This window comes from Nocardiopsis oceani (assembly GCF_054777395.1).
The window spans coordinates 52710-66903 of the sequence record NZ_BAAHAR010000038.1; the positions used below are offsets into that span (position 1 = coordinate 52710).

The 14194-nt window shown below is 70.3% G+C and carries 9 protein-coding genes; 3 read left to right on the top strand and 6 right to left on the bottom strand.

Going from position 1 to position 14194, the window contains the following annotated elements; translation table 11 throughout:
* Positions 1–192: 192 nt before the first annotated feature.
* Entirely contained in the window at positions 193–1797 is a 1605-nt protein-coding gene (gene aceB / locus ACYVDG_RS22360) for a malate synthase A (RefSeq protein WP_460757075.1), read from the bottom strand.
* Positions 1798–2200: 403 nt separating this feature from the next.
* On the opposite strand from aceB, the gene hflX reads away from it, so the two are divergent.
* Entirely contained in the window at positions 2201–3736 is a 1536-nt protein-coding gene (gene hflX, locus ACYVDG_RS22365; RefSeq protein WP_460757077.1) for a GTPase HflX, read from the top strand.
* A 451-nt stretch (positions 3737–4187) separates the two neighbouring features.
* Positions 4188–5396 (top strand): amidohydrolase family protein, encoded by a 1209-nt coding sequence (locus ACYVDG_RS22370; RefSeq protein WP_460757079.1) that lies wholly within the window; start codon positions 4188–4190, stop codon positions 5394–5396.
* Between the two features lie 48 nt (positions 5397–5444).
* Here the strand turns inward: ACYVDG_RS22370 and holA are convergent, their stop codons facing one another.
* From holA to ACYVDG_RS22395, 5 genes are all read right to left on the bottom strand, one after another.
* Positions 5445–6407, bottom strand: coding sequence for a DNA polymerase III subunit delta (gene holA, locus ACYVDG_RS22375; RefSeq protein WP_460757082.1), 963 nt, complete (start codon positions 6405–6407; stop codon positions 5445–5447).
* 137 nt (positions 6408–6544) lie between these two features.
* A complete protein-coding gene (locus tag ACYVDG_RS22380; RefSeq protein ID WP_460757086.1) occupies positions 6545–8881 on the bottom strand; it encodes a ComEC/Rec2 family competence protein in 2337 nt (778 codons plus the stop codon).
* 6 nt (positions 8882–8887) lie between these two features.
* Positions 8888–10387, bottom strand: a complete 1500-nt coding sequence (locus ACYVDG_RS22385; RefSeq protein WP_460757092.1) for a helix-hairpin-helix domain-containing protein — start codon at positions 10385–10387, stop codon at positions 8888–8890.
* Between the two features lie 204 nt (positions 10388–10591).
* Positions 10592–10861, bottom strand: coding sequence for a 30S ribosomal protein S20 (gene rpsT / locus ACYVDG_RS22390; RefSeq protein ID WP_460757097.1), 270 nt, complete (start codon positions 10859–10861; stop codon positions 10592–10594).
* Between the two features lie 233 nt (positions 10862–11094).
* Positions 11095–12069 carry a hypothetical protein gene (locus tag ACYVDG_RS22395; protein WP_460757100.1) on the bottom strand — a complete coding sequence of 325 codons (975 nt, stop codon included), beginning with the start codon at positions 12067–12069 and terminating at the stop codon, positions 11095–11097.
* A 237-nt stretch (positions 12070–12306) separates the two neighbouring features.
* Between ACYVDG_RS22395 and lepA the strand changes: the two genes are divergently transcribed.
* Positions 12307–14148: a translation elongation factor 4 gene (gene lepA / locus ACYVDG_RS22400; protein ID WP_460757105.1), complete on the top strand. Its 1842-nt coding sequence runs from the start codon at positions 12307–12309 to the stop codon at positions 14146–14148.
* Positions 14149–14194: the final 46 nt, after the last annotated feature.

The following is a 14194-nucleotide window of genomic DNA, read 5'->3' on the forward strand; positions in this document are numbered from 1 at the left end:
TCGGAGAGTGTGGCCGGGGTCTCCTTCTCCGACTGCGACCTCGCAAGGGGACCGTACGACCGCGCCCCTTGCCAGGGCAAGGGGCGCGGTGGAAGCAGTCTTCCGTTTCATGAAATTATCTGCGGCGCGGGGATCGGGTGGTCGCCCTTGGCCGGGGCGACCCGGTGTGCTCCCGGCTGCCGGAGCTTGTTGCTACGGCATGCGCTCGTAGGCGGGCAGGGTGAGGAAGTCGACGTAGTCGTCGTCCAGCGCGACCTCGGTGAACAGCTCGCTGGCCTGGGTGAACAGGTCCTCGCTGTAGTTGTCGCCGAGACTCTCCTTGATGGTGGCCAGCTCCTCGCCGATGATCTGCTTGACCAGATCGGCGGTGACCTTCTCGCCGCCGTCGAGGGTGACGTCGTTGTGCAGCCACTGCCAGATCTGCGAGCGGGAGATCTCGGCGGTCGCGGCGTCCTCCATGAGGTTGTGGATGGCCACCGCGCCGTTGCCGCCCATCCAGGCCGCCAGGTACTGCAGGGCGACGTTGATGTTGCCGCGCAGGCCGTCGATCGTGCTGCCGCCCGGAGTCTTGTCCACGGCGAGCAGGTCGGCGGCGCTGACCTCGACGTCGGGGCGCTGCTTGTCGATCTGGTTGGGCTTCTCGCCCAGAACGCCGTCGAAGATCTCCTTGGCGACGGGGACCAGGTCGGGGTGGGCGACCCAGGAGCCGTCGAAGCCGTCACCGGACTCGCGGGACTTGTCGTCGCGGACCTTGGCGAAGGCGACCTTGTTGACCTCCTCGTCCTTGCGGGACGGGATGAAGGCGGCCATGCCGCCGATGGCGTGGGCGCCGCGCTTGTGGCAGGTCTTGACCAGCAGCTCGGTGTAGGCGCGCATCATCGGGGCGGTCATGGTGACGGCGTTGCGCTCGGGCAGCAGGAACTTGCGGCCCCGGGTGCGGTGGGTCTTGATGATGCTGAAGAGGTAGTCCCAGCGCCCGGCGTTCAGGCCGGCGGAGTGCTCGCGCAGCTCGTAGAGGATCTCCTCCATCTCGAACGCGGCCGGGATGGTCTCGATCAGGCACGTGGCGCGGATGGTGCCGCGGGGGATCTCCAGGCGCTCCTGGGCCAGCACGAAGATGTCGTTCCAGAGGCGGGCCTCGAGGTGGCTCTGCATCTTCGGCAGGTAGAAGTACGGGCCCTTGCCCTTGGCGATCTGGCGCTTGGCGCTGTGGAAGAAGTACAGCGCGAAGTCGACGATGCCGCCGCTGACCCGCTCGCCGTCGACGAGGATGTGCTTCTCGTCCAGGTGCCAGCCGCGCGGGCGCACGACGATCGTGGCCAGCTCGGAGTCCTCCTTGAGGGAGTACGTCTTGCCCTGGGGGGAGGTGAAGTCGACCTCGCGGTCCAGGGCGTCGCGCAGGTTGAGCTGCCCCTGGACCATGTTCTCCCACAGCGGGGTGTTGGCGTCCTCGAAGTCGGCCAGCCACACCTTCGCGCCGGAGTTGAGCGCGTTGATCGTCATCTTCCGGTCGGTGGGTCCGGTGATCTCGACGCGGCGGTCGGTGATGCCCGGTGCGGGCGGCGCGACCTTCCAGCTGCCGTCCTCACGGATGTGCTTGGTCTCCGGGAGGAAGTCGAGGTCCTCACCGGCCGCGACCCGCGCCTCGACGGTCTTGCGCGCGGCCAGGAGTTCCTGGCGGCGGGACTCGAAGTTGCGGTGCAGCTCGGCGACGAGCGCGAGGGCGTCCTCGGTGAGGATCTCGTCGAACCGTTCGTTGAGGGGGCCGGTGATCTCAACCCCGTGCTTGGCGCCCATGGAAAACCTTCCGCAATACGAAACAAGCTTCTGGTATGTGGAAGTGAAACTACTATCTTGATGTCGAGCGGTCAACGTCACTCGTGGTGTCAGTGACGTGCAATTTTTCCACAGAGGGAAGCGCAGTAAAACTTCTTCTGGAAGTTTCGTGGTTTTTCAGTCTTGGCGCTGATTGGCACGGATACCTGCGGCTCTGGGGGTGGTGGCCTGTGTCACGTCACCCGCGATAATTAACGTGCCTTCACCCGTAGCGAGGTGTCACCATCGACCCAGTGAGCACTTTCCGCCCGCGTACTGGGCCTCGGCCGTCGCCGACCACGCCACGGGGCAGCGGGGCGGTGCCGCGTACGCGGCGGACAGGGAAGAATCACGGCCGCATCAGCGTTGACCCACCTGGAGGGATATGAATACAGCTGACACCCACGGAAGCGACCTCCCGGGCCACAGTGCCCAGGGAGAGGACCCGTTCCGTGAGGCGACCACCGTCGGGGGCGGGGTCCACGCCGACGACGCACCCCGCGAGACCGCGGGCAGCGACCGCTACGAGGACCCGGGCTACGCCCCCGACCAGGGTGAGATGGAACTGGCCGAACGGCACGCGCTCCGCCGCGTCCAGGGCCTGTCCACAGAACTCACCGACGTCACCGAAGTCGAGAACCGGCAGCTGCGCCTCGAGCGGGTCGTCCTCATCGGTGTCTGGACCAGGGGAACCCAGGCCGAAGCCGACAACTCCCTGACCGAACTCGCCGCACTTGCCGAGACGGCGGGCGCCCTCGTCCTCGAAGGGCTCACCCAGCGCCGCTCCAAGCCGGACCCAGCCACCTACGTCGGCAAGGGCAAGGCCGGCGAACTCCACGACATCGTCGAGGCCACCGGGGCGGACACCGTCGTCTGCGACGGAGAGCTCACCCCGGGACAGCTGCGCCAGCTCGAGGACGTCGTCAAGGTCAAGGTGGTCGACCGGACCGCCCTCATCCTCGACATCTTCGCCCAGCACGCCCGCAGCAGCGAGGGCAAGGCCCAGGTCGAACTCGCCCAGCTCAACTACCTGCTGCCGCGCCTGCGCGGCTGGGGTGACTCCCTGTCCCGACAGGCGGGCGGCTCCGGAGGCGGCTCCGGCGGCGGTGTGGGACTGCGTGGTCCCGGTGAGACCAAGATCGAGACCGACCGCCGACGCATCAACGACAAGATGGCCAAACTGCGCCGTCAGCTCGCCCACATGCGTACCGCGCGCGACGTCAAGAAGGACGTCCGCCGCACCCGCAAGGTCCCCTCGGTGGCGATCGCCGGATACACCAACGCGGGCAAGTCCAGCTTGCTCAACCGGCTCACCGGAGCCGGGGTGCTGGTGGAGAACGCCCTGTTCGCCACCCTGGACCCGACGGTCCGCCAGGCCCGCACGCCCGACGGCCGCGGCTTCACTCTGAGCGACACGGTCGGCTTCGTCCGGCACTTGCCGCACCAGCTGGTGGAAGCGTTCCGTTCCACCCTGGAGGAAGTCGCCGACGCCGACCTGATCCTGCACGTGGTCGACGGCTCCCACCCCGACCCCGGGCAGCAGATCAGCGCGGTCCACGAGGTGTTCGCCGAGATCGAGGCCGTCGACGTGCCCGAGCTCGTCGTGGTGAACAAGGTCGACGCCGCCGACCCGGACACGCTCAAGGCACTGCGTACCCGCTACCCCGACCTGGTCGAGGTCTCGGCGCGGACAGGAGAGGGCGTCCCCGCACTGGTCACGGCACTGGCCGGGGCACTGCCGGAGCTCGCCGAGGAAGTACGCGCGCTCGTCCCGTACTCCCGGGGCGACTTGGTCGCCAAGGTGCACGACGAGGGCCGCATCCTCAGCGAGGAGCACACCGGGGAGGGCACGGCGCTCCACGCCTTCGTCCCCGAACTGCTCGCCGCCAAGCTGGAGGAGTTCACGCCCAGTAACGCTTAGGCGGGGCTGACTGGCGGGTTCAGACAGGCGGGCTGGACACGAGAAGAAGAAGCGAGGCACGGCCCGCGGGTGCGCGGGCGGTGGCGACACACGGCCGGGGCGCCCACGAGGCGGCCCGGCCGCGCTGTTGACCAGGCCTCCGGGGTGAGAGTGGCCTTCATCACCTTTTCGGCTTGCGAATTTCGGTCGTGAACGCTCGCATTCGTCCCCGAGAGGAGGTGTACACGGAGTCCGCGGATGGACTACGGTCTTTGAGCACTGGCCGACAGTGATCGCTGTCCCCCGAGGCCGATGCGAACCCCCACTGTCACGGCACCGCGAAGCGACCCAGGGTCGCTCACGGCCCTGTCGGAATCGCACCCAGATACGAGGTCCCCATGTCCGCCCGTGCACCCCACGCGCCCGTTCCGCACGCACCCCAGCGGAACTGACCGGCGAGGGCGGACCACCCATGCCGGTAGTACTCCTCACCAACATCGGTCGGCTCTGGACCGGGAACGAGCTGCTCACGAAAGCCGCCGTCCTCTTGGACAACGACCGGATCGCCTGGGTCGGCGCGGCCGCGGAACTTCCCCAGCACATCCCAGGCGTGATGGAGGACCTCACCGACGTCGACGAGATCGTCAACATCGGCGGCGGCCTCGTCACCCCCGGACTGGTCGACGCCCACTGCCACCCCGTCTACGCGGGTGACCGCTACGCCGAGGTCAACATGTGGGCCAAGGGGGCCACCCGCGCCGACATCTTCGCGGCGGGCGGGGGTGTGTCCACGACCGTCACCATCACCCGGGGAACCGACCCCTGGACGCTGTGCAACGCCGTCCGCGAACGGCTGCGGCACTGGGTGCTGTCCGGCAGCACCACCGTGGAGGCCAAGACCGGCTACCACCTCACCAGGGACGGCGAGCTCGCCGACGTGCGCCTGCTGCGCTCCTTGGAGGAGGAACCGGGCATGCCGCGCCTGCACGTCACCTTCTTCCCCGCGCACGGTGTCCCGCCCGAGTTCTTCGGCCGCCCCAAGGAGTACGTGAGCACGGCCGCCTCCTGGCTCAGCGACGCGGCCATGGCCGGAGCCGACGGTGTCGACGTCTACTGCGACAACCAGCAGTTCACCACCGAGGACGCCCACATGCTCCTGGGCGTGGGCCAGTCAGTGGGACTGCGCACCACCCTGCACGCCTGTTCCCGGCCCCGGCACGGCGCCGTCCGGATGGCCACCGAGCTCGGCTGCTCCTCGGTCGACCTGGTACACGAGGCCGACGACCAGGACCTACTGGCCCTGGCGTCCACCCGCACCCCCGTCGTGGCCTGCCCCACCACCGCCCTGCACGAGCGCCGCAACCCGCCGGTGCGCGCACTGCTCGACCACGGCGTTCCGGTGGGTCTGGGGACCGACCACAACCCCGGCCAGGCCGGCACCATGTCGATGCCGCTGGTCATCTCCTTGGCCATCTCCATGTTCGAGATGACGGTCCAGGAAGCGCTCAACGCGGCCACGGCGGGCAGCGCGCACGCGCTGGGCCTCAACGACCGGGGCCTGATCGCTCCAGGCAACCTGGCCGACCTCGTGCAGTGGGACGCCGACCACGAGGGCGCCTTCGCCTGGTCCATGGGCCTGAACACCCTGCGCGTCTGGCAGGGCGGCAAGACCATCCGCTGAATATGCGGGCCCGACGTGCGGAGGGGGTCCGACGCGGGGCCCGGGACGTCAGCGTGTGCCTCGGGCGCGGGCGATCTCGATCACCGCGCGTTCCAGTGCGTATTCGGGGTCGCGTCCGGCGCCCTTGATGAGCGCGTCGGTCTCCGCGATCACCGCCATCGCCCGGGTCACCCCGGCCGCACTCCACCCCCGGGCCTGTTGGCGCAGGTCGCGCATCTTCCACGGCGGCACCTTGGCCCGCTTGGCGAGGTCGGCCTCGCTCATCCCGCGCGGCGGCTGAGCGGCCACGGCGATCCCGCGCACGGAGCCGGCCAGGGCGCTGTTGATCAACACCGGGGCCGTACCCACGGCGAGGGACCAGCGCAACTGCTCCAGCGCCTCGGGCAGGCGGCCCTCCACGGCCCGGTCGGCCACGCTGAACCCCGAGGCTTCCGCCTTGCCGGAGTGGTACTTGGCCACGGCCGCCGCGTCCACGCGGCCCTCGGTGTCGGCGACCAGCTGGGTGCAGGCCGCGGCGATCTCGCGCAGCTCGGTGCCGACCGCGTCCACCAGTGCCTGGGCGGCGTCGGAGGTGATCTGCCGACCGGCCGCGGAGAACTCGCCCTTGACGAAGGCCACCCGTTGCGGCCCCTTGGTGGGGCCCTTGCAGTCCACCCGCTGGGCCCCGGCCTTCACCGCCGCTTGGAGCAGAGCCTTGCCCTTGGCCCCGCCCGCGTGGGTGAGGACCATGTACACGTCGTCGGCGGGTGCCTTGAGGTAGTCGGTAACGGTCGCCGCCAGGTCCTTGACCAAGTCCTGGGAGGAACGGAGCACCACCACCCGGCGGTCGCCGAACAGGGAGGGCGAGGTGACCTCCACCAGGGTGTTCAGGCCCACCTGGGAGGGCACCAGGTCGTGGACGTCCACGTCGGGGTCGGCCTCGCGGGCCGAGGCGACGACGGCGGCCACGGCCCGGTCGACGAGGAGTTCCTCGTCGCCGACGATGAGCGTGATCGGGGCGGGTGCAGGCATACAACGAGGATGCCACGCCCCGGGGACCATCCGGTGCCCGAACCCGCGTCTTCCCGCCGCTCATCGATCCGGTCCGGGCAGGCAGGGGAGGACAGGACAAGACCCGACAGGGTGGGGGCGGTCAGGGGACGGGGCGGTCAGGGATCGGTGTCGGGATCGGGGCCTCGGCCCACCACGCGGACCGGCCCGCCCAGCACGGCGACGTCACCGTCGAGGTCGGTGCGTGCGTTCACCTGGGCCACCTCTTCGAGCACCCCCGAGGTGAACGGTGCCGGGTGGCCGTAGGGGTTGTCCGCGCCCACGGAGGTGACCGACACCTTCGCCTCGGTCGCGGTGAGGAACTCGGGGACCTGCGTACCGGCACCGTGGTGGGGTGTCGTCAGCACCGTCACTGACAGCAGCTCCGGCTCCGGACCGTCCAGCAGCTCCCCCTGTGCCTCCTCCTCGATGTCGCCGGTGAGCAGCACCGACATCTCCGGGCCGTCGGCACGGATCACGACCGAAGCGTCGTTCACCGAGCCGACGAACCCCGCGTCCGGCCAGAGCACGCGAAGCAGCCACGGCCCGACCCGGAACTCCTGGCCGCGTTCGGCGACCACCAGCCCCACACCCTCTGCGGTGAGCAGCCGACCCACCGAGCTCGTGTCGAACCCGGCCGGGGCCAGCGCGGCGGACACCGTCCGGTGCCGCAGTACCCCGGGGGTGCCGTCGACGTGGTCGGCGTGGTCGTGGCTCAGCACCAATAGCGGGACCTCGGTGACTCCCAGACGGTCCAGGCAGCCGTCCACCGGCCCGGGCTCGATCCCGGTGTCGAAGACCACGGCCTCACCGCGGCCCGAGGAGAGCACGAACGCGTCGCCCTGCCCCACGTCACAGGCGACCAGCGCCCAGCCTGACGGTGGCCAGCCGCCCGGTACACACCGTGCGGCCAGCCCCAGGACGAGCACCGCCACGGCCGCGGCGGCGATCACCCTGCGGGTCAGCCCACGGGTCAGGAGGAACACCACCACGAGACCTGCCAGCAGCAGCCCGCCCGCCACGTCCGACCGCCAGGGCACCGCCCCGTACGGCACCCGGGCCCCGTTCTCGGCGACCACCGCGATCCAGGACACCCCGAACCCGGGCAGGTGCACCAGGACCGCCGCTGCCCCTGGCCAGAGCGAGGCCAGCGCGGTCAGGACCGACCCGGCGACGGTCACCACGGCCACCACCGGTGCCGCCAACACGTTGGCGGGGATCGCCACCCAGGACACCTCCCCGGACAGCAGCACCAGAACCGGCGAGACCGCCACGTGCGCCGCCACCGCGACCGCGAACGCCTCCGCCACCGGCCGGGGCCACCGCCGCGACCACGCCCGCGTCCAGCCCGGCACCAGCAGCAGGATCCCCGCGGTCGCCAGCACCGACAGCGCGAAACCGTAGGAGGCGGCCAGTCCCGGGGCCACGAACAGCACACCGACCACGGTCACGCACAGGGCGCCCATCCCCGCTTGGGGCCGCCCGGTCGCCAGCGCCAGCAGCCCTACCGATCCCATGAACGCCGCCCGCACCACGCTCGGCTCCGGTCGGCACACCAGGACGAACACCCAGATCATCAGCGCGCCGCCGAGTACCGTGCACCAGGTCGGGGCGCGCGTCCACCGCGCCACCCCCAGTACGAACCCGGTCAGAATCGCCAGGTTGGCCCCGGAGACCGTCAGCAGGTGCGTCATCCCGGTGGCCCGGAAGTCCTCAGCGGTCTCCTCCGGAATCCTCGACACGTCACCGACGATCAGCGCGGGCAGCAGTCCCCGCTCGGGCTGGGACAGCTCTGACGCCGCCTCGCGCAGACCGGTCCGCACGCCCCCGGCGAAGTCCTGCAACCGGCTGGGCTCGGCGACTTCTTCCGGCGGGCCCCGCACCGGTACCAGGGCCGCCGTCAACGGGTCGTCGTCGGTCTCCAGGAAGGCGCCGCGCCCCTGGAAGGACTGTCCTGGCAGCAGGTCGCCCCAGCCCTCCCCCGAGGCCAGTACCACCACCGGCACCTGCGAGACGTGCCGGTCGCCGTCCAACCGGACCCAGGCCGTCTGTGCGGGCACCACCCACTCGGCCCGGCCGGGGCGCGGCATCCCGGCCCTGGAGAGCGCGTCGGTGGACACCTCGGCCCGGAACTCCACCTCGCCACCGCGCTCCACAGCCGAGGCGGCCGCGCTCGACTCGGTCCGGTGCACGTGGGCCCCGGACACCGCCGCCACGGTCGCGCCGCAGATCAGCGTGGCCACCAGCGCCAAGGCGGGTGCCTCCAACGGCGGCCGCGCGGACGCGAACACCGCCAGGGCCGCGCATCCGGCCACCCCAGCGCCCAACCACGCCAGCCAAGGCGGGACCGCGAGCGCGCCCAGGGCGGCCAGCCAGGCAGCCGCGGCGGGGAGGAACAGCCGCAGGTCCGGTGGCCTTTCCATACCGTGCGCGTCGGTCCCCAACCAGGTCGTCACGGACCCTCACCCCACCGTCACGTGCGGTTCGAGCGTCTGCAGCGACTTCTCCGCGATCCCGTCCACGCCCAGGAGGTCGTCCACATCGGCGAAGGAACCGCCGAGTGACTCCCGGTGGCTGAGGATCGCCTGGGCCTTGGCCTCCCCGATCCCGGGCAGGGTCTCCAGCTCGGCCTGGTCGGCCAGGTTGATGTTGACCGGCTGCCCTTCGCCACCGGTACCCGAAGGGTCGCCCCCCGAGCCCTCCGGTTGGGGCAGGCCCACGAGGAGGTGCTCGCCGTCGGTCAGCGGCCGGGCCAGGTTGAGCAGGTCCAGGTCCGCTTCCGGGAGGGGGCCACCCGCCTCCTCCACGGCGTCGGCCACCCGTGAGCCGGCGGGCATCGTGTACAGCCCGGGATCGGAGACCTCGCCTCCGACGTGCACCACCACGTCCGCGTCCGGCTCTGGATCTGCCTCCACCGAGCCCTCTTCTGCACCGCCCGCGCCATCCCCGCCGTCCGCGGTGGCGCCGTCACCCTCCTCGCCCGCCGGGGCGGCCTGGGTAACCAGTTCGGGGTCGACCACGTCGTTGGGTCGTTCGCGGAGCAGCAGGACCGCGGCGGCTATCGCGAGCAGGCCCAGTACCGCCAGGGTCACCACCGACCGCCGGGACAGGGAGGTGTTGGCGCCCCACGAGTGCGCCACCCGGTCCAGGACCGAAACGGGTTCCTCGGGGTCCAACTCCGTGTATCCGGAGGGCGGTCGGGCGCGGCGGAGCCGGTGCCGCCCGGCCGTGTCCACTCCTCCGCCCCCGTCCTCGTCCCCTTCTGTCGACGGGGACGCGTCCGAGGTCTCCGCTGGCTCTTCTGAAGCCTCCCAGGGCTCTTCCGGTGGCTGACGGTAGGGCGAGGCTCCCCCCGGCCCGGCCGCCGAACCGGTCGCCGGACCGGTCGGGGCAGCGGAGCCCGTCGAACCCGTGCCCCGGGGAACCCGTTCCCGCCAGGGGCCGCTCTCCGGGGCGCCGGTAGGCGTGGAGGACGACATGCCTGGCGAGGCTGTTGCACCCGAAGCGGGCTCGGCTCGGGGCGGTTCGGCCGGGCGCGGTCGTGCCGCGGGTGGGGTGAGAGTGTCTTCCGGGTCCCGCTCGGGCCAGGCCACGGTCCCGGACACGCGCCCCACCACCCGCGTCCGGCCCTCGGCGTGCTCCTCCGAGCGGAGGGTGCCCGACCAGAGTGCTCCAGGCCGACCTGCACGGCCCCGGCGCGCGGGTCCGGCCACCCGGGGCTGCTCGGGCCGGTAGGGGGTGGTGGCCTCTTCGGCCGCGTAGGGGGCCCTGGGGACGGCCGCCCCGGGGTGCGGTTGGGCGCTCAGCCGGGGGTCGGCCGCGGTGAGAGCGCCGACGGCGGGGCGTGGGATCCGGGCGCGCAGTCGACGGGCTGCGGGGGAGCGGTCCAGGCCGAGCGCGCGGAGTCGTTCTTCGGGGGCAGACACGGGAGAGTGGCGCCGTGACCGGCGCGGAGCGGTCATGACATCAACGCTAGAGAGCGAGCAACGCTCTGTCACCGGGCGGTTGCGCGCCTGTGGATAACGTGCCGTCGGGGTTGCCATCGCGGGCACCGGTGGGGCGGGCCCGGAGACAGCAAGAGGGCCCGGTCCCGAAACGGGAACGGACCCTCGAAAGCCGTGCCGCTTCCGGCCTCAGCCGGAGCGGGATGCTGCCGCGCTCTGACCTCAGGCGCTCTGCAGCTGGTCCAGGCGCTTGGCGATCGCGCTCTTGCGGTTCGCGGCCTGGTTCTTGTGGATGATGTTCTTGCTGCTGGCCTTGTCCAGGGCGCGAGCGGCCTCACGCTGTGCCACGGTGGCCTGCTCGACGTTCCCGGCGTCAGCGGCCACGCGGAAATTCCGGATGGCCGTCTTCAGCGAAGAGCGCACCGCCTGGTTGCGGACACGAGCCTTCTCGTTCTGCAGAATGCGCTTCTTCTGCGACTTGATGTTCGCCATGCGAAAACGTGCTCCAGTTACTTTGATCATCGCGCCGGTCGAACAGGCGGCTCAACTCATGGGCAGCCGATCCATGAGCGGCCTGCGTGGGCGCCGACGCAGGGTGTGTGTGAGTCCACAGGGCTCAAATTCGAACGTGGAAGTCCGAGACACGGACTCCCCAGTATGCCGTACCCGACGGACCACTCGGGACCACGGCCCCGTGTTCCGCCGAGGAGTCGCACGCCCGGCCCCTACGGGGCCTGCCAGGCCGTCCGGTAGGCGGCCAGGTCGCCCTGCTCGGCCTCGTCCACGAGGTACAGGGCCACACCCAGCGCCATCGTCTCCGGGGCCTCCGCCTGGGACACCCCCAGCCGTACGGCGGCGATCGCGGTCAACGAGGTCTCGTTGCCCCGGTCCGGCCCCCACCGCTCACTGCTGTAGGCCGGGATCCCGAACCGGACCGTGACGTCGTCGCGGGTGCGCAGCGCCGACACTGACTCGGTCACCTGCCGGACCATGAAACCGCCGTACATCCCCGCAACGGGCATGCCCGCGTCCACACCCGGAAGGACGACCTCGTCCGCGTGCTCGGTGACCCGCTCCAAGTATCCCTTGGACCAGTACTTCTCCTCGCCTCCGGTCACGAACGACGGCACCCGGCCGCCCGGCATCAGCTCCACGTGGTGTGCCTGCACCGACAGCACCGGGTCCTCGCCCAGCTCCTCCCGGAGCTCATCCACCAGCGCGGGCATCGACGGATCGTTCACCGTCACCGGGCGGACCTCCAGGTGCACCCCGTCGAAGCCGTCCGTGCCCACCTCCGCGACCTGCGGCACCAAGGTCGCACGCTCTGCGGACTCGAAACGGTCCCGGATCAGTGACGAACCCGACTCCTCGTGCCGAAGCCACGCGAGTGCGCGCACCTCGGGGAAGTCGGCCGCCAGCCACGACAGGAACGCGTCGGTGTCCGGCTCCCGGTCCACGTTCCCGGCCGGGTCCACCTCGCCGGCGTACACGTACAGCGTGTCCACACCGCCGGTGCCCAGTAGCTCCTCCAGTGCGTCCGTGTCGTCCCACGAACCCACCCAGGCGGCGTCCGCTTCCTGCGAGGCCGCCCACTCCTCGGGGGTCCCCGAGTACTGGTAGGCCAGCAGGGCGCTCGCGCCCGCGAACACGAGCAGGATCGCAGCCACCCCGGCCAGCAAACGCTTCAGAAACCACTTCACCCGTACGCCACCCGTTCTCCGTCCGCTCCCCGCACCGGCCGTTCCCGGTACCGGGTCGCATAATCTGGACACAAGTCCCACGCGTTGGCGCCCATACTGCCGTATCCGCACCGGCCTCAGCCGGTGAGGGCGCCACCGGCGGCATGGGATGATGGACGATGCCGTGGGCCACGCCCCGGCGGGGCAGCGCCACCACAGGCGCACACGACCCGGACCCAACCCTGTGAACGGAGCACGGTGGCACAGCCGAACTGGACCGATCCCGCGCTGATCCGCAACTTCTGCATCATCGCGCACATCGACCATGGCAAGTCGACGCTGGCCGACCGGATGCTCCAGATCACCGGGGTCGTCGAGGACCGTCAGATGCGCGCCCAGTACCTGGACCGCATGGACATCGAGCGCGAGCGCGGCATCACGATCAAGTCGCAGGCGGTGCGGATCCCGTTCACCGCGCTGGACGACCAGTCGTACACGCTCGACCTCATCGACACCCCCGGCCACGTCGACTTCACGTACGAAGTCTCGCGGTCCCTCGCGGCCTGTGAGGGCGCGATCCTGCTGGTCGACGCGGCACAGGGCATCGAGGCCCAGACCCTCGCCAACCTGTACATGGCGCTGGAGAACGACCTCCACATCATCCCGGTGCTCAACAAGATCGACCTTCCCGCTGCCCAGCCCGAGAAGTACGCGGAGGAGCTCGCCGGGATCATCGGCTGTGAGCCCTCCGACGTGCTCAAGGTGAGCGCCAAGACCGGCGAGGGCGTCGAGGAGCTCCTCAACGAGATCGTCAACCAGATCCCGCCGCCGGTCGGCGAGGAGAACGCCCCCGCCCGCGCGATGATCTTCGACTCGGTCTACGACACCTACCGCGGCGTGGTCACCTACGTGCGGGTCGTGGACGGCAAGCTCAGCCCCCGCGAGCGCATCCAGATGATGTCCACCAAGGCCTCACACGAGATCCTGGAGATCGGGGTCAGCTCGCCGGAGCCGACCAAGAGCAAGGGTCTCGCCGTGGGCGAGGTCGGCTACATCATCACCGGTGTGAAGGACGTGCGCCAGTCCAAGGTCGGTGACACCATCACCACCCTGAACAAGTCCGCCAAGGAGATGCTCCCCGGGTACCAGGAACCCAAGCCCATGGTGTTCTCGGGCCTGTACCCGATCGACGGCACCGACTACCCGGTGCTCCGCGACGCCTTGGAGAAGCTCCAGCTCAACGACGCCTCCCTGGCGTTCGAGCCGGAGACCTCCGCGGCCCTGGGCTTCGGTTTCCGCTGCGGCTTCCTCGGCCTGCTCCATCTGGAGATCACCAGGGCACGCCTCGAGCGCGAGTTCAACCTCGAGCTCATCTCGACCGCGCCCAACGTGATCTACCGCGTGGACATGGAGGACGGCGCCGAGCACGTGGTGACCAACCCCAGCGAGTTCCCCACCGGGAAGATCGACTCGATCCACGAACCGATGGTCAAGGCCACCCTGCTCAGCCCCGCCGACTACATCGGCCAGATCATGGAGCTGTGCCAGGACCGCCGCGGCGAGCTCCAGGGCATGGACTACCTGTCCGAGGACCGCGTGGAGATGCGGTACACGCTCCCCATGGCCGAGATCGTCTTCGACTTCTTCGACGCGCTCAAGTCCCGCACCAAGGGCTTCGCCTCCCTGGACTACGATCCCATCGGCGAGCAGGAGGCGGACCTGGTCAAGGTCGACATCCTCCTGCAGGGCGAGCCCGTCGACGCCTTCTCCGCGATCGTCCACAAGGAGAAGGCGTACGCGTACGGCGTCGAGATGACCAAGAAGCTGCGTGAGCTCATCCCCAGGCAGCAGTTCGAGGTGCCGGTCCAGGCCGCCATCGGGGCCCGGATCATCGCCCGTGAGAACATCCGCGCGATCCGCAAGGACGTGCTCTCCAAGTGCTACGGCGGCGACATCAGCCGTAAGCGCAAGCTGCTCGAGAAGCAGAAGGAGGGCAAGAAGCGCATGAAGATGGTCGGCCGCGTCGAGGTGCCCCAGGAAGCCTTCATCTCCGCCCTGTCCACCGACGGCGGCAGCGCCGAGGACAAGAAGAAGAAGTAGTTCCGAGCCTGACCCCGGAGCGGCCGAAGGAGGGGCGCCCCCGCAC